Origin of the sequence: Paenibacillus woosongensis (assembly GCF_009725165.1) — a bacterium.
In the GTDB taxonomy this organism is placed as follows: domain Bacteria; phylum Bacillota; class Bacilli; order Paenibacillales; family Paenibacillaceae; genus Fontibacillus; species Fontibacillus woosongensis.
In genome coordinates, this window is the sequence record NZ_WNZW01000002.1 from 266,445 (window position 1) to 283,525 (window position 17,081).

The 17,081-nt window shown below is 54.3% G+C and carries 14 protein-coding genes; 1 reads left to right on the top strand and 13 read right to left on the bottom strand.

The window, feature by feature from the left end; all coding sequences use genetic code 11:
* Positions 1 to 4 precede the first annotated feature (4 nt).
* From def to GNP95_RS07745, 10 genes are all read right to left on the bottom strand, one after another.
* Complete coding sequence (gene def, locus GNP95_RS07700) at positions 5 to 487, bottom strand: peptide deformylase (RefSeq protein ID WP_155610277.1); 483 nt, start codon at positions 485 to 487, stop codon at positions 5 to 7.
* Positions 488 to 606: 119 nt separating this feature from the next.
* Positions 607 to 3,144, bottom strand: coding sequence for a primosomal protein N' (priA, locus tag GNP95_RS07705; RefSeq protein ID WP_155610278.1), 2,538 nt, complete (start codon positions 3,142 to 3,144; stop codon positions 607 to 609).
* Positions 3,144 to 4,373 (bottom strand): bifunctional phosphopantothenoylcysteine decarboxylase/phosphopantothenate--cysteine ligase CoaBC, encoded by a 1,230-nt coding sequence (gene coaBC, locus GNP95_RS07710; protein WP_155610279.1) that lies wholly within the window; start codon positions 4,371 to 4,373, stop codon positions 3,144 to 3,146. Before coaBC ends, priA begins: the two co-directional genes overlap by 1 nt.
* A gap of 112 nt (positions 4,374 to 4,485) precedes the next feature.
* Positions 4,486 to 4,707: a DNA-directed RNA polymerase subunit omega gene (gene rpoZ / locus GNP95_RS07715; protein WP_155610280.1), complete on the bottom strand. Its 222-nt coding sequence runs from the start codon at positions 4,705 to 4,707 to the stop codon at positions 4,486 to 4,488.
* Positions 4,708 to 4,760: 53 nt separating this feature from the next.
* Entirely contained in the window at positions 4,761 to 5,333 is a 573-nt protein-coding gene (gmk, locus tag GNP95_RS07720; RefSeq protein WP_155610281.1) for a guanylate kinase, read from the bottom strand.
* Positions 5,334 to 5,344: 11 nt separating this feature from the next.
* The gene (gene remA / locus GNP95_RS07725; RefSeq protein ID WP_019639066.1) at positions 5,345 to 5,605 is read right to left on the bottom strand and encodes an extracellular matrix/biofilm regulator RemA; all 261 of its coding nucleotides are present in this window, start codon (positions 5,603 to 5,605) and stop codon (positions 5,345 to 5,347) included.
* 51 nt (positions 5,606 to 5,656) lie between these two features.
* Positions 5,657 to 6,547: a YicC/YloC family endoribonuclease gene (locus tag GNP95_RS07730; RefSeq protein ID WP_155610282.1), complete on the bottom strand. Its 891-nt coding sequence runs from the start codon at positions 6,545 to 6,547 to the stop codon at positions 5,657 to 5,659.
* Between the two features lie 35 nt (positions 6,548 to 6,582).
* Positions 6,583 to 8,472, bottom strand: a complete 1,890-nt coding sequence (locus GNP95_RS07735) for a bifunctional homocysteine S-methyltransferase/methylenetetrahydrofolate reductase (RefSeq protein WP_155610283.1) — start codon at positions 8,470 to 8,472, stop codon at positions 6,583 to 6,585.
* 187 nt (positions 8,473 to 8,659) lie between these two features.
* On the bottom strand, positions 8,660 to 9,502 hold the full coding sequence (dapF, locus tag GNP95_RS07740) for a diaminopimelate epimerase (RefSeq protein ID WP_155610284.1): 843 nt from the start codon (positions 9,500 to 9,502) through the stop codon (positions 8,660 to 8,662).
* A gap of 83 nt (positions 9,503 to 9,585) precedes the next feature.
* Positions 9,586 to 12,393: a calcium-translocating P-type ATPase, SERCA-type gene (locus GNP95_RS07745; RefSeq protein WP_155610285.1), complete on the bottom strand. Its 2,808-nt coding sequence runs from the start codon at positions 12,391 to 12,393 to the stop codon at positions 9,586 to 9,588.
* A gap of 185 nt (positions 12,394 to 12,578) precedes the next feature.
* On the opposite strand from GNP95_RS07745, the gene GNP95_RS07750 reads away from it, so the two are divergent.
* The gene (locus tag GNP95_RS07750; protein ID WP_155610286.1) at positions 12,579 to 14,345 is read left to right on the top strand and encodes an Rqc2 family fibronectin-binding protein; all 1,767 of its coding nucleotides are present in this window, start codon (positions 12,579 to 12,581) and stop codon (positions 14,343 to 14,345) included.
* Between the two features lie 116 nt (positions 14,346 to 14,461).
* On the opposite strand, the gene GNP95_RS07755 is transcribed toward GNP95_RS07750, so the two are convergent.
* The 3 genes from GNP95_RS07755 to GNP95_RS07765 form a co-directional block, all read right to left on the bottom strand.
* Entirely contained in the window at positions 14,462 to 15,340 is an 879-nt protein-coding gene (locus GNP95_RS07755; RefSeq protein WP_155610287.1) for a PHP domain-containing protein, read from the bottom strand.
* Between the two features lie 19 nt (positions 15,341 to 15,359).
* A complete protein-coding gene (locus tag GNP95_RS07760) occupies positions 15,360 to 16,265 on the bottom strand; it encodes a selenium metabolism-associated LysR family transcriptional regulator (protein ID WP_155610288.1) in 906 nt (301 codons plus the stop codon).
* 263 nt (positions 16,266 to 16,528) lie between these two features.
* A complete protein-coding gene (locus GNP95_RS07765) occupies positions 16,529 to 16,966 on the bottom strand; it encodes a hypothetical protein (protein WP_155610289.1) in 438 nt (145 codons plus the stop codon).
* Between the last annotated feature and the right edge of the window lie 115 nt (positions 16,967 to 17,081).

The window sequence follows — 17,081 nt, forward strand, 5'->3', positions numbered from 1 at the left end:
GAAGTCACTCCTTCTCTTCACCCTCAGGCGTAATTTCATATACTCTTTCCGCAATGTCCGTATACAACACACCGTTCAAGTGATCGATTTCGTGCTGAAATGCCCGAGCCAGCAGCTCCGTCCCCGTATAAGTCACTTCCTTGCCGTTGCGATCCAGCCCTTTGACCGTAACCTGCATCGCTCGTCTTACATCGCCGCGGTAACCGGGTATGCTCAAGCAGCCCTCGGGTCCGAATTGCTCCCCTTCCGAAGAGACGATTTCCGGGTTGATCAGCTCAATCAGCCCATGCTCATCCCCAACATCGACGACAATCACCCGTTTCAGAATCCCTATTTGCGGGGCAGCCAGCCCGACTCCTTCCGCATCGTACATCGTATCCGCCATGTCCGTTAGGAGCTTCTGCACGTTAGGGGTAATTTTCTTCACTTCTTTGGCTACCTGATGCAGCACTTCATCCGGTTCGTTGACAATAATCCGAATCGCCATACTGGGAACATCCTCCTCTTGCCTCTTCTTAGATTTACCTGTTCTTAACAAAATATATATGCAGCCTTCCGCCCCGATGCTCCGGCCGGAACGCGCCTTTTAAGCGGTCAGGCCCGGCCTTACATCAGCATCTGCGGGTCAACATCGATGCTGATTTGCAATGACGCATCCCGCAGTTGGCCCATCATAGCCGCTGAAATCTCGCGTACGAGAGACACCGCATCCAGATCTCCCCGATATTTTACCATACATTGGAACCGGTATCGGTTCTTGATGCGGGGGAGCGGCGAGGCTACAGGCCCGAGAACGTCTAACGCCTCTGCCGTCCGCCGGTCCAAATCGCCGAACCAGCCGAGACGCTGCGCCTTGCCCCGCAATTCGCTGGCGAAGTTCTCTGCCATCCGCAGCAGTACAGGAAGCTGCTCATGGGAGAGGGTCACGAGGATCAGGTGGCTATAAGGCGGGTAATGCAGCAATTTACGGTGCTGCAGCTCTTCCCTCACAAAGGAATGATAATCATGCCTGCTGGAATGAATGATCGAATAATGCTCTGGCATGTACGTCTGAATATATACTTCGCCCGGCAGCTGATGGCGTCCGGCCCGCCCGGCCACCTGGGTCAGCAGCTGGAACGTTTTTTCCGCCGAACGAAAATCGGGCAAATTCAGCGCCGTATCTGCAGCGATTACGCCAACGAGCGTCACTTCCGGGAAGTCCAGGCCTTTAGCGACCATTTGCGTGCCGAGCAGCACATCGCCTTTCTTCTCCCGAAACGCCTGCAGCAATTTCTCATGCGAGCCCTTCTCGCTCGTCGTATCCACATCCATGCGAATGACCCGGATACCCGGGAACAGCTTGGACAGCTCGCCCTCTACCCTTTGCGTCCCCGTTCCAAAATAGCGGATATGCTCGCTTTGGCATTCTGGGCACTCCGTAGGGGTAGGGGTCGCATAACCGCAATAATGGCATCTTAAGTTGTTGGACTTCTGATGATACGTCAGCGATATGTCGCACTCCGGACATTCCGCCACATAACCGCAGGTCCGGCACATGACGAACGTCGAGTATCCACGGCGGTTAAGGAACAGCACGGTCTGTTCCCCCCGCTCGATCCGCTGGGCGATTCCCTGATGCAGAGCCCGGCTGAACATAGAGCGGTTGCCCTCTCGCAGCTCCTCGCGCATGTCGATGATTTGAACGCCGGGCAGACGGCTGCCCGAGGCGCGCTGCTTCATCTCAAGAATCATTGGAGCGAAATCATCGCTGCTCAGTGATCGCGCAGCATGATAGCTCTCCAGTGAAGGGGTCGCCGAGCCTAGAATGACCGCAGCACCATGCTGGCGAGCCCGTTCTACCGCCACATCCCGCGCATGATATTTCGGCGTTTCCTCCTGCTTGTAGGATGTTTCATGTTCTTCGTCCATGACGATCAATCCCAGATCGGCAAAAGGGGCGAACACGGCGGAACGTGCTCCGATCGCTACCTGGACGCGGCCCTCGCGGATTTTCCGCCATTCATCATAGCGCTCTCCGGTCGACAGGCGGCTATGCATCACGGCGACCTTGCTGCCGAACCTTCCCTTGAAACGCTCCACCATTTGCGGGGTCAGCGATATTTCCGGAACGAGGACGATCGCCTGCCGGCCCTGCGAAATGCAGCGCTCGATCGTTTGTAAATAGACCTCCGTCTTCCCGCTGCCGGTCACTCCGTGCAGCAGAAACACGCGCTGCCGGCGGGAATCGATCGCCTCGGCAAGATAACGGTAGACGTTCTCTTGCTCGGGCGTGCGTTCCAGCGGCTTCGTGGCCTTGAAACGGCGATCCTGGTATGGATCGCGGAACACCTCTACGTCTGTAATCGTTGCATAGCCTTTATCCGCAAGGCTCTTGACCGTCCCTGCCGTAACACGCAGCGTGGACAGTACTTCCTGCATCGATAAGGGAACGCCCACTTCCAGCAGGAACTGCAGTACTTCCTGCTGGCGGCGCGCCTTTCCTCCAAACGAAGCAAGCGCCTCTTTGGCTGCTTCCCCGCTGACGGCTGCAGCAACGGTTTTTACGGTTTTTTTCCTGATCCGGTCTTTAATCGCCTGGCTCTCGAATAATATCCCTTGTCCAAGCAAGTTTTTAATCACTTCAACTTTATCCGGATAACGGCCGCTTAAATGAGCCATCGTCACCGGGCCAGCCTGGTGGATATAACCGACGATCTCACGTTCAGCCGGACCCAGAAGGGCTTGTGAGCCGAACAGAACCCCCGGTTCTGCTGTCTGCTCCCCTTCATTCTCATGCTCATCGGCGACGTGAATATATCTTTCCGCCTTGCCCTTTAATGCCGAAGGAATCATGGCCTGCAACGCCGAAATCATGCTGCAGGCATATTTGCGGCTCATCCATGCCGCCAGCTCCACCAAATCCGGAGGCAGCGGGGGCAGCAGATCAAGCAGTTCATCAATCGGCTTCATTTTCGAAGAATCCATCTCCAGCTCTTCATGCAGGGAAACGACGAACCCTTGTACGGTCCGGCGGCCAAAAGGCACCCCGACCCGGCTCCCCACTTCAATCCAGCTGCTCATGGACTCAGGAATCAAATAATCAAAAGGCCGGTCGGTTTCCCGGCTCGGCACATCGACAATTACTTTAGCCATTCTGTACATTACTTCGACTCTCCCGTCAAACGCGCCGCGGCCAGCTCCATAATCCTGAGCCCGATTTCCTCCTTGGACGCCTGCGGAATCGTCTCTACCTGTCCATTGGCATCGTATACATGCACAATATTTGTATCGGTGCCAAAGCCCGCACCCTCGGCAGTTACATCGTTAGCTATAATAAGATCACAGTTTTTACGCCGCAGCTTGTCCATCGCATGCTCCTCAAGACGATCCGTCTCGGCGGCAAATCCGATCAAAAATTGCGACCGTTTACTCCGCCCCAGTGTCTCCAGAATGTCGATGTTCTTGACAAGCTCCAATGTCATGGAATCCCCAGACTTCTTGATCTTGCGGTCGGCAGCCTGTTTAGGACGGTAATCCGCAACGGCAGCCGCTTTGACGAGAATATCAGTATCCGCCCATAGCGTGTTGACCGCTTCATACATATCCTGGGCAGACTCGACGCGAACGAGAGACAATCCCTCCCGGTGAAGCGGCGGGGATACGTCCGTCCGGCCCGCGACAATCGTTACTTCCGCCCCCAGATCCAAGGCGGCCTTGGCGATTGCAAATCCCATCTTGCCAGACGAATCGTTCGTAATATAACGTACGGGGTCCAGCCGCTCCACCGTCCCCCCCGCGGTAACAATGACCTTTTTACCCGCCAGCGGCCGCTGCGCCGCCCGCCCCTGACGAGCAAAATAAGCCTCGACCGCAGCAATGATATTTTCCGGCTCCTCCATCCGGCCCTTTCCTGTATAACCGCAGGCAAGCAGACCACTTCCCGGCTCCACCATCATTACTCCGCGAGCGGTAAGCTCCGCTAAATTACGGGTCACTGCCGGATGGGTATACATATGGACGTTCATCGCCGGAGCCAGCATGATGGGAGCCTCTGTCGCAAGCAATGTAGTGGATAGCATATCATCCGCCAGCCCTACAGTCATTTTGGCGATGATATTTGCGGTAGCCGGCGCGATCAGCACCAGATCAGCCCAATCCGCAAGGTCGATGTGCGCGATGACCTGCGGGTTCTTCTCCTCAAACGTATCCGTGTAGACAGGGTGCTTGGACAGCGCCTGCAGCGTCAGCTCCGAAATGAACTTCGTCGCCGACTCCGTCATAATGACGCGGACCTCTGCGCCTTGCTGCACGAGCTTGCTGCAGAGCGATGCCGCCTTGAAGGCAGCGATGCCGCCGGTAACCCCCAGCAGTATTTTTTTGCCGGTTAACATCGGTGATCCCCTCTCTTTCCGCCCCTATTCCTTACAGAAAAAAACAACAACCTCGCGGTTGTCGTGAAAAAAACACTAAAAGTGTCTAATAGCAGCCCGGAGGCCATGCTTCTTATTCGTCAGCGTTCTGGTTCTCGCCTTCATCCCGCTTGATCTTGATGAAATCTCCGTAAATTTCCTCCAGCGCAACGCCGACCTGCTTATGGGATTTCGGCTGCTGCAATTCGCTCTTATCCCCTTCTCTGAGCTGTCTTGCTCTGCGGGATGCAGCTACAACCAGGGAGTATTTACTGTCGACTTTATCCAGCATTTTATCAATAGATGGATACAACATATTCAACAACACCTCTTCAAGTATTCATCGAATCACAGCACAGCTGCGCTCGGTTATTTCCTGACTTTGCAATGCTCGGCTGTAATGATGGCTTCAATTCTCTTGCAGGCCAGATCAATTTCGTCGTTAACGACGGCGTAATCATAGTGTTTGAGCAGGGCGATTTCATCCGCAGCCACGGACATCCGATGATCAATCGTCGCCTGATTCTCCGTACCTCGCCCTTGAATCCGCCCTTTTAGCTCGTCCAGGGATGGCGGGAGCAGGAACACGAATATGCCCTCCGGGAACTTCTCCTTCACTTTCAGCGCGCCCTGAACCTCGATTTCCAAAATGATATCCTTGCCGCTCTCGATCGTCTGCTCCACGAAATCACGCGGAGTCCCATAATAGTTGCCGACATACTCCGCATATTCAAGCAGCTGGTCGTTCTGGATCATTTCAACAAACTGTTCGCGGGTCTTAAAAAAATAATTCACACCGTGCTCCTCGCCCAGCCGCGGCTGCCTTGTCGTCGCAGACACGGAATACACAAGCTCCGGCAAACGATGCCTCAATTCATTGCAGACCGTTCCTTTCCCCACTCCGGACGGTCCAGATAATACGATAAGTAGCCCTTTTGCCATTGTTCTCTCCATTATTCGTCGTTGTCGTCGTCTTTGATGGATAGACGATGCGCGACCGTCTCCGGCTGTACCGCCGATAAAATGACATGGTCGCTATCCGTGATGATAACCGCCCGGGTACGGCGCCCATAAGTGGCGTCGATGAGCATATGACGGTCTCTCGCCTCTTGAATAATCCGCTTGATCGGAGCGGACTCCGGGCTGACAATGGAAATGATGCGATTTGCCGATACGATATTTCCAAAACCGATGTTAATAAGTTTAATTGCCATGGTTAGGTAGTTCCCCCTAATTTTCTCGATTCGTTTGCAAACCGTGGAGCCTCACTCCATATTTGCCGCCTGCTCGCGAATCTTCTCCAATTCTGCTTTCATTTCCAAAACACGGTTGACTAAAGCCAAGTGGTTGGCCTTTGATCCGATCGTATTGGTTTCGCGATTCATTTCCTGTATTAAAAAATCCAGCTTGCGCCCGATCGGCTCGCGGGCATTCAGCAACCCGCGGCACTGCTCGAAATGGCTCTTCAATCGGATCAGTTCCTCGTCGATGTTGGACCGGTCCGCAAACAGCGCAATCTCCATCGCAAATCTCTGCTCATCCAGCGCGCCGTCAAACAGTTCATTGAGCCGGCCTTGCAAGCGGGCGCGGTAATCGCTCACCACTTCCGGAGCGAGCCTTACGATTTCGGCATGAAGCTCATCCAGTTTAAGCAGCCGGTTCTCCAAATCGCGAACGAGATGAAGCCCCTCCTTCTCGCGCATGCGCAGCAGCCCGGATACCGCCTCATCCAGCCCGTCCTGCAGCACGCTCTCCCATTCACCATCTTGCGAGATGGCTTCCTCCCCAGACAGATCGGGAGCCGTTAACACATCAGGCAGGGTCAAAATATCCCTGGCCGTGAGATCTGCCTTTATACCGAAACTCCGGTTAAGCTCCTCAGCTGCCTGCAAGTAAGACTGCACCATGGAAGAATTCAATACAAATGGCAAAGAGCTGCTGTCGTCGCGCTCTTTGCTGATGTATACGTCAATCCGGCCACGCTTGACATGCCGCTGCACAAGACGCCGCAGCCCATCCTCATAACATGTCCATTCCCGGGGCATGCGAAGAACGATTTCGGCATACCGGTGATTGACGGATTTAATTTCAAATTGAATAACATAACCGCCGTAATGCCTGGCGGACTGTCCGTATCCTGTCATACTGTGAGACAAAGGTATCACATCCGTTACCCTATTGTAATTGATAATTATGAACGAGACAAGTAGCGTGATCGATGTGCGGATTTCTCCCAGACATAATTACTCAAAATGACGCTCATTTCATAAAACATAAATGGAGTTATCAAATAAATGCCGTTAAAATGCTCCAAAGCCGTGTCCAGCAATTCCTTGGCGATTTCCACGCCGACTTTGCGGCCTTCCTCTCCCTGCAGCCCATCCATCCGCTTTCTGACGCTGTCTGATAGCTGGATGCCGGGAACCTCGTTGTGCAGATACTCGGCATTTTTACCGCTGGCCAGCGGCATAATGCCGATGAAGATCGGGATATCCAGGTGAGCGGTCGCCTCTTTGACCGCAACGATCAGCTCAGGGTCGTAGACTGGCTGGGTCATGATATAGTCCGCGCCAGAGGCGATCTTTTTCTCCAGACGCTCGACGGCTTTATGCAAATGCTTCACGTTCGGGTTGAAGGCGGCGCCGACGACGAACTTCGCCTTTTGCTTCAGCGGTTTGCCCGAGAAGGCGATCCCTTCATTAAGCTGCTTGATCATACGGATGATTTCAAAGGAAGTCAAATCATATACCGAGCTCGAACCGGGCAAATCGCCGAAGCGGGCCGGATCGCCGGTTACGGCCAGCACATGGTCGATTCCAAGGGCATCAAAGCCCATCATGTGCGACTGGGTGCCGATGAGGTTGCGGTCGCGGCAGGCAATATGAATGAGCGGACGCAGCCCCGTCTCGGACTGGACGAGATGTCCCAGCGCCATATTGCTCATCCGCGTGACAGCCAGCGAGTTATCAGCCAGAGTCAAGGCATCGACTCCCGCCTCCTTCAGAGCGGCTGCTCCATCCATAAATCTGCGGATATCCAGATCGCGCGGCGGATCGAGCTCGACGATGACCGTATGGCGCTCTTTCACGAGATCCACGATGCTCGGCTCTGCAGCTTGCCCCCCGAAGCTCTCCCCAGCCTGATTCTCCCGCTCAGCAGCAACGATGGAAGGCCTTACCTCCGGCAAAGCCGCCCCTTCCTGGAGCGGCTGGGCCGTGTAATCGGCGAGCGCCCCGGCAATTGCGGAAATATGCTCCGGCGTCGTGCCGCAGCAGCCGCCAACCAGCCGGGCGCCCAGGTCCGCGAAGGAAAGCGCGCATTCACCGAAATACTCCGGAGTTGCTCCATATACATATTCTCCATCTATATAGTCCGCTAAACCCGCATTCGGGAAGACGGACAGCGGAATATCAAGCGGCCCCCCGAGACGCTCCATTACGCTCATGATCCCCTTAGGGCCTGAATGGCAATTGAAGCCGAGCACGTCGGCGCCCTCCTGGCGCAAAACTCCGAAGGCTTCCTTTATACTGTAGCCGTCCAAGGTCCGGCCTAGCTGATCGACAGCGAACTGGCAGATGACAGGAATAGAAGTATGCTGCCGCGCTTTGCCTAGCGCAATCCGCATTTCCTCCAGGTCATAGAAGGTTTCGAACAGAAGCGCATCAACATCTTCCGTCAGCAAAGCGGCAATTTGCTGCTCATAATATTTATTCAGCTCCGGAACGGAGACGTTGACCCTTTTCCCGCCGCGAATCGACCCTACCGCCCCGGCAACATAAGCGTCTGTGCCCGCTACGTTTCTGGCAATGCGTACGGCCGCTTTGTTGATTTCCTCCACCTTGGATTCCAATCCGAACTTAGCGAGCTTATAATAATTCGCCGAGAACGTGTTCGTCTCCAGCAGCTGCGCCCCAGCCTCTATATAACGGCGATGGACGTCGCCAATGACTTCAGGTCTTAGTAAATTAAATTCTTCATAAGAAATGCCTACGGGAAAACCGAGCTGATATAAATAAGTGCCCAGCGCCCCGTCCCCGATCAGTACCTCATGCTTCATTTTCTCGCGTAAATCCGGCCTCATATTCCTTACCTCCACAGCCCACATTCTATTTCAAGATCTATCGCAAACTCGTTTTCATTCTAATGTACCACAAAATCAGGCTGAATGGTTAGAAAAAGCATCGTACCCTCTAGCCGCGAGCGCTGCCATTCCCTACCATCGAACCGGCTTTGAGAGAGCAAAAAAGAAGAGGCCTCCTGGCCTCTTCTTAGCGCAATTGCCCGATCCTCCCTTCGTACACCGTCTCCGCAGGACCGCTCATGTATACATGGTTATCCGTTTCGCTCCACTCCACATATAAATCACCGCCCGCGAGGCCGATCCAGGCTGCGCGGTCTGTATATCCGTGCAGAACGGAGGCGACCAGCGTAGCGCAGGCGCCGGTTCCACAGGCCAGGGTCGAGCCGGCGCCCCGTTCCCATACCCGCATTTCCACGCGGTCCCGGGCCGTAACTGTAGCGAATTCGACATTTGTTTTTTGCGGGAAAATAGGATGCTCCTCGAGCATGGGCCCCCACTTATACAGATCAAACACAGCTGCATCTTCGACAAAAATAACGCAGTGGGGGTTGCCCATGGAGACCGCCGTAAACCTGAATCGCTGTCCGTTTACTTCCAGCGGCCAATCCAGTACCGGGCTTGCTTCCAGCGTGGTCGGAACGGCGCGCCCGCGAAGAATAGGCTCCCCCATGTCGATGCGCACGGACGAGACTGCGCCTGAATCCGTCTTCAGCTCCGCCAGTTGCACGCCGGCGCCCAACGTTTCAATGCTGACCTTCCTGCGGTCGATATACCCCTTCTCATACACGTACTTGCAGACGCAGCGAATGGCGTTTCCGCATTGCTCCGCCTCTGTTCCGTCGGAATTAAAGATTCTCATTTGGAAGTCCGCCCGCTCCGACGGCAAAATAAACACCAATCCGTCGGCCCCCGCGCCGAAATAGCGGTTGCACCATTTCACAGCGAGAGAAGAAGCATACTCCGGCAGTTCCTTCTCTCCGTCAATCACAAGGAAATCATTTCCGAGCCCGTGCATTTTCGTAAATTTCATCAAAACCACCCCTTCAAGCTTTGGCCAGCAAAGCTAAACTATGGGGTTAGTCTATAATTTGAGGGCTCGAAAAGGTATTGATTTTATGCACGAATATTTGTACTCTTCGCCGGTGCGAACGGGCCCGAACTGTTGTACTTGCGGCGGTTCCTCCGCCCTGACCAGACGCTGCCCGCGCCGAGCAGGAACGTTGGAATGCCCGCGGCCACGAGAGTAATGGACCATTCCCGCGGCGAAAGCGGAACGGTCTTGAAAATCGGCTGCAGCGGCTCAATGTAGATAACGCCAAGCAGCAGTAGAATGGAAGATAACACCGCGATGACGAGCAGGCGGTTCTGCAAAATGTTGCGGTGGAAAATAGACCGCGAGCTGCGGCAGTCGAAGACATGGATGAGCTGGGCCATGACCAGCGTGGCAAACGCCACCGATTGCGCCTTAACGAGCTGGCCTTCCGCTCCCGGATTGCTCTGCAGTGTAATCCAGAAGGCGCCGAGCGTACACAGGCCGATCAGCAGGCCCCGGCTCAGAATCTTCCAGCCGAGGCGGCGGGCAAAGATGTTCTCGGTTGCGCCGCGCGGCTTATGCTCCATCAGATCCTTCTCCGGCTGATCCACCCCGAGCGCCATAGCAGGCAGGCCGTCCGTCACTAAATTTACCCAGAGAATTTGGATCGGCATGAGCGGCAGCGGCAGACCGGCCAGCATGGCGAACAGCATCGTCAATATTTCGCCCACATTGGAGGCCAGCAAATACCTGATGAATTTGCGTATATTCTCGTAAATGTTCCGTCCTTCCTCGATCGCGGCGACAATCGACGAGAAATTATCGTCGGTCAAAATGAGCGAGGACGCTTCTTTGGAAACGTCGGTTCCCGTGATCCCCATGGCGATGCCAATGTCGGCCGCTTTGATAGCGGGGGCATCATTGACACCGTCTCCTGTCATGGCAACCACATGCCCCCTCCGCTGCAGAGCCTTCACGATGCGCAGCTTATGCTCCGGCGATACCCGGGAATAGACGCTAATGCCGTCCGCCTTCGCTTCCAGCTCCTCGTCGCTGAGCATGTTCAGCTCCGAGCCGGAGACCGATTCGCCGCCACGCTGCAAAATCCCTAAATCCTGGGCGATCGCTTCGGCGGTGAGCCCATGATCCCCTGTAATCATCACCGTCTTAATGCCCGCTTTGCGGCAGACCGCGATTGCATCGCGAACCTCCCGCCGCGGCGGGTCGATCATGCCGGTCAGGCCGACGAATACCAGCTGTGATTCTACCGCATCCTCGCTGTTCGTATTTTCATGGGAGCGGAGCTCGCGATAAGCCATGCCCAGAACGCGGAGCGCCCGGCGCGCCATGTCTTCGTTCGCGGCCTGCACCCTTTGGCGCAGCGTGCCCGTGAAAGGCACGACCTTACCCTCCCATAATATGTACGAGCAGCGCTCCAGCAGCATATCCGGAGCCCCTTTCACAAAAGCCAGGGCTCCGCCCTGATGGGATACAACGACGGACATTCTTTTGCGTTTGGAATCGAAAGGATGCTCCTTCTCACGCTTGTATACTCCGCTTAGCGTGCTTGCGGTCAGCCCCATTTTGGCCGCTAAGGTGACGAGCGCCCCTTCCGTCGGGTCTCCCTTCAACTGCCAGCGGGATCCCCCAGGCTCCTCTTTGCCTTTACGCCGGCTGCCTGCGCTCTCTTCCTCTTCTTCCTCGTAAATGACGGCATTGCCGCACAATGCGCTAATTTGCAGCAAACGGCGCAGGCTCTGGTCCTTCTTCACGTCGAGCGGCTGCCCCTGCTCCATAACATGGCCGACCGGCTCATACCCGTCGCCAGTTACTTCAAGCGGCCGCCCTTCCAGCCAAACATGCGTAACCGTCATTTTATTTTGTGTCAAAGTGCCAGTCTTGTCGGAGCAGATGACCGAAGCGCAGCCAAGCGTCTCGACGGACGGAAGCTTGCGCACGATTGCTTTGCGCTTAATCATCCGCTGTACCCCTAACGCAAGGGCAATCGTCACAATTGCCGGCAAGCCCTCTGGAATAGCCGCAACAGCCAGGCTTACCCCAGCCAAGAACATGCTTCCGGCGGGCTGCCCGTGAATGATTCCGACCACGACGACAAGAACCGTCAAGGCGAGAGCCAAATAAATCAAAATTTTGCCGAGCTGCTCGAGCCTCCGCTGCAGCGGTGTCTCCTGCGCCTCCGTATTCTGGATCAGGTCGGCGATTTTGCCCATTTCCGTTTCCATCCCTGTGCGAATGACGATGCCCTTTCCACTCCCGCGGGTCACCATCGTTCCCATGAAGCCGATATTTTTCTGATCGCCAAGCGGAACTTCGCTTTCCCGGATCGTCTCCGAATGCTTATTTACCGGATGAGATTCGCCGGTTAACGCAGATTCCTCGGCATCGAGACTGCTCGTCTCCAGCCAGCGGATATCGGCCGGAATACGGTCTCCGCTCTCCACCATGACGATATCACCTGGTACGAGCTCTCGCGCCGTAATATCGCGGAAGCGTCCTTCCCGCAAAACTTTGGCATGGGGAGCAGACAACTGCTTGAGCGCCCTAAGCGACCGTTCGGCGCGAAATTCCTGGATAAAGCCCAGGACTCCGTTCAGGATGATGATGGCTATTATAGTAACGGCGTCCAAATATTCACCGAGAAGTCCAGATATCAAGGTAGCTGCCATCAGTACGAGCATCATGAAATCCTTGAATTGGTTCAAGAAGAGGAGCAGCGGCGACACTTTCTGCATTTCCTGCAGCTCATTCCAGCCGCTTTGCTCCTGCCTGCGCCGCGCCTCTTCTTCGGTCAGCCCCTGCTCCCGCGAGACGCCGAACCGTTCGAGAAGCTCCTCCCCACTCCGCTGGTGCCAGTTTTTTTGTTCCATCCTCCCTATTCCCCTCCCGTATTTTATGCCGTTTTACAGAGCGAAGGCTTTTCCACCTAGGGTAAATGTATTCGGGCCAGTCCTAAATTATCACAGGGGAGGACTTAAGTTTTTGCATGAAGTATGGCATCATAGAGAGAGCGCGATATGCGCCAAGGCACTTATAAGAGGGAGACTGTACAATTATGGCACTTGACGGAATCGTAACGCGTTCCATTGTCCACGAGCTGCAAATTTGCGTGGGCGGACGCATTAATAAAATACATCAGCCATCCGAGAGCGATATCATTATCAATCTGCGCTCACAGGGTGAAAATAGAAGGTTAATCTTATCGGCTAATCCGACTTATCCGCGCGTTCATCTTACAGAACAGTCCTTTCCCAACCCGCAGGAAGCTCCCATGTTCTGCATGCTGCTGCGCAAGCATTGCGAAGGCGGCGTTATCGAGGCGATTACCCAGTACGGGATGGAGCGGATTATCGCGCTCGATATCAGGCAGCGTGACGAGCTTGGGGATATTTCCGCCAAACGGATCATTATCGAGCTGATGGGACGGCACAGCAATATCATTCTCGTCGATCCCAACACAGGCGTGCAGCTGGACGGCATTCACCACGTCACCCCTTCCATCAGCAGCTACCGCGTCGTCATGCCGGGATTTGCCTATACGAAGCCGCCGGAGCAGCATAAGCTGAATCCGCTGGAAACCAGCAAGGAGCAATTCCTGTCAGCCTGGGGCGAAGCCGGGGAAGCAGCAGCAGAATCCAGTCACTGGCTGGTGCAGGCTTATAGCGGCCTCAGCCCGCTGATCGCGGATGAAATTTATTATCGCGCCCGGCACAGCGAAGCTGACGCCAAAGCTCCCCTTGTACAAGAGCCCCTGCAGCCTGATGCATTATGGTCAACTTTCTCGGCCATGATGCTCGATATTGCCCGCCATCAATACCAGCCGATGACCGGTAACAACATCAAAGGAAAACATGTATTTTCGGCCGTGTTGTTAAGTATGGTTCAGGGAGATATCCGGACGTTCGATTCGATCAGCGCTTGCATGGAGGATTATTACGGGGAAAAGGCGCTGCGTGATACCGTGAAGCAAAAAACGAGCGATCTGCTGCGTTTTCTGCAAAATGAGCGCAGCAAAAATGTAAAGAAGCTGACGAAGCTGCAGGAGGATCTGGCGGAAGCCGAGGATGCCGAGAAATACCGGATCTCCGGGGAACTGCTCCTTGCTTCCCTTCACCAAATTGAAAAGGGCGACAAAGAAGCTGAGCTCATCAATTATTACGATGAAGAGCAAAAGCCTATGCGGATCTCCCTTGATCCGCTGCTGACTCCGTCCGAAAATGCGCAGCGTTATTTCAAGAAATACAACAAATTCAAAAACAGCCTGACGGTTATCGATGAACAAATGGACATCGCTCGCAGGGAAATCACGTATCTGGAGGGTTTGCTTCAGCAGCTGGATTATGCGACGCTGAACGATATCGATGAAATCCGCGAGGAATTGATCCAGCAGGGATACTTGAGACAAAGAAGCGGCAAAAGCAAGAAAAAAAAGAAGAGCGACCGTCCGACGCTCCATGTCTACACTTCTTCCGAAGGCATAGACATATACGTAGGCAAGAACAATCTGCAGAACGAGTACGTAACCAACCGCCTGGCCAGCCACAATGATACCTGGCTGCATACGAAGGACATTCCGGGCTCCCACGTCGTCATTCGAAGCGCCTCCTACGGGGAAGCCACATTAAACGAGGCAGCCCAGCTGGCAGCTTATTTCAGCCAGGCCAAGGAATCCAGCAGCGTACCCGTCGATTACACGCTGATCAGGCATGTTCGCAAGCCAAGCGGCGCGAAGCCCGGCTTCGTCATTTACGAGCAGCAGCGCACTTTGTTCGTCACGCCTGACGAGGCGCTTGTCAAGAGCCTGCCAAACACCATCAAATAAGCTGCGATATATAACTTAAACAACAAATCCTTCGGCCATTTGCTAATGCTTACATAGCAAGGACGAAGGATTTGTTCATCTTGGGCAGTGCACGCTGCTTTACTGCAGGTACGAGGTCAGTTCTGACCTGCGTGCCCTGAGCGATGACGAAGCAGTTCCAATGTACTTAACGGTACTGTACGCGAGCCAATATCCCCGTGAAAGATCACGCCCTGCCGGACGCCATGGTAATCGGAACCGGCAGTCGGAATCAGATCGAACTCTTCTGCCATTTCCAGGTAACGCTGCTCGTCTGCTGCCCCATGGTCAGAGTGATACACTTCGATGCCTGCAGGCTGGCCCTGGGCAATAATCCGTTTGACCAGTTCGTCATCCCCATATAACCCGGGGTGCGCCAGCACAGGGACGCCGCCGGCCTCACGAATCCATTGCATCGCCTCCCCTGGCGCGATCCTGGGGACGCTTGCATAAGCCGGCTTCCCTTCGCCCAGATAACGGTCAAAGGCATCCCGCATATTCTCGGCATAGCCCTTTCGGACCAATGCATCGGCGATATGCGGCCGGCCGATGCTCTCATCGGGGCGAAGCGGGCGGCCAAGCCCATCCTTGATCTCCTGGAGCGTCAGCGGCATTCCGAGGGCATGCAGCTTCTCCAAAATGAGCTCATTCCGCGCTTCTCGCGTAGCCCGAAGCCTCTGCAGTCTGCCCAGCAGCCTTTCATCCATGGTATCGATATAATAACCCAGCACGTGAATGTCGCGGCCCGCCGCGACCGTGCTGATTTCAACGCCCGGAACGACCGTGATGCCGTATTGCTTCCCGGCGGCAAGCGCCTCTTCAATTCCGGCTACCGTATCATGATCCGTGATCGCGATGGCTGCCAGACCCTTCTCCCGGGCCAGACGGACATTTTCTGCAGGGGCGTTCATTCCATCGGAGGCCCGGGTATGAGTGTGCAAATCACATAAATTATCGAATACCGAATCGTTGATCATGGAGTTCCTCCTTAACTGTCTACAAAGGTAGCTGCTGTTCCCGCAAAAAGGTCAGAAACGTAACTGCGGATACCGGAAGCAGCGTGGATTTCAAATGGATCGAATAAAACTGGCGCTTGAACTTCGCATCCTCGATTTCCAGAATCTCCAGCAATCCTAGGGCTAGCTCATGCTTGACCGATGACGGCGACAGAAATGTAAGACCGAAGCCGGCCTCGACTGCGGACTTCACGGCCCCTGTGCTTCCTAGCTCCATGACGATATCCAGCTCTGCGAGATCGATCCCGCTGCGTTCCAACTGCTCCTCCATGACTTGGCGGGTGCCCGAGCCCTTCTCCCGAAGGACGAACGGGTAGGATAATATGTCCGCTAGCTTCAGGGAGCCTTTGCTGGTGAGCGGATGCCCTGCAGGCACGACCAGCTTCAACTCGTCCTCCATGACTGGCTCTGATATCATATCGGGATGATGCACAGGCGCTTCGACCAGGCCAAAATTAAGCTGATGGCTTACAATTTCGTCAATGATCTGCGTCGTATTCATCACCTTTAGCACGATAGAAATGTGCGGATACTGGCGTCCGAACGGGCCGAGCAGGCGCGGCAGCACATATTCGCCGATCGTGAGGCTGGAGCCGAGCAGCAGGCGCCCTTCCAGCATGGACGTGAACTGCGACATCGCCTTTTCGGTCTCGCGCATAAGCTCGATGCTTTTGCGCGCATACGGATATAAAGCTTTTCCCGCTTCGGTCAAATCAATACGCTTCGTCGATCGGACTAGCAGCTTCGTGCCGAAATAGTCCTCAAGCGATTGAATTTGCATCGTTACTGCAGGTTGGGTCATATGTAACGCCTGCGCGGCCGCCGAAAAGCTGCCCCGCTGGGCAACGGTATAAAAAATATGTAATTGGTGATAATTCAAAGCCATTGTCGCTTCACTCCTTCTTCTCCATTACAATAGCATGTTCATGCAAACAAAAACCAGTTAATTTCAACAGGTCGGGGAAAGCCATGGAGAGACGTTCTCCATATCCATTTCATAAAGCAGCTTAAACCTGGCCGAATCGTAAGTGGAAGCGATAAAAAGCCCTGGCTCCCCATAGACCTTAAATAAAACAAAAAAAAGCAAACACATCTTCGTGTCTGCTTCATGACCTTCTCTAAATTAGAAACGCGCTACCCGCTCTCAAATTATTTCCGCTTGCGGCTGTTCTTCATCAGCGTCATACGCCGGGAATGCCTCAGCCAGGAATAATAGGAACGCAGGTCACGCAGCTCGATCGTCTCGGACATGCGTCCGAGAAACGTCACGATGATCATCCTATGCATAGGTCTTCCGACCAGATCGTATTCCCCAGGAATTTCGGAAAATTCAGCAACCATCACCAAATCATCGTCCACCAAATAAACGTCCTCTTCATTGCGGTAATAATGCTTGATCCGCCCCTGCTTGAGACATTCCCAAGCCCAGCCGGCAATTTTCTCAAAGCCTTTGCTAGTCCGATCTATCCTGTCGCGATACCGCATCATGGCATGGTTAGTGATCACGATATCGGAGACTCTCTTATCGCCTAATGTTATGTGAAAAGCCTCATAAGTTCCCCACCGCTCCGTAACCTTGTCTCTCATGACGCACCCCTCATGTCTTGTAGTTGATAGGTCTTTATAACTAAGTATATTTACCTATAATCATACATCACTTTCCATTATTCTACAAGGGAGGCCTTGATCTTAGAACTAAAAT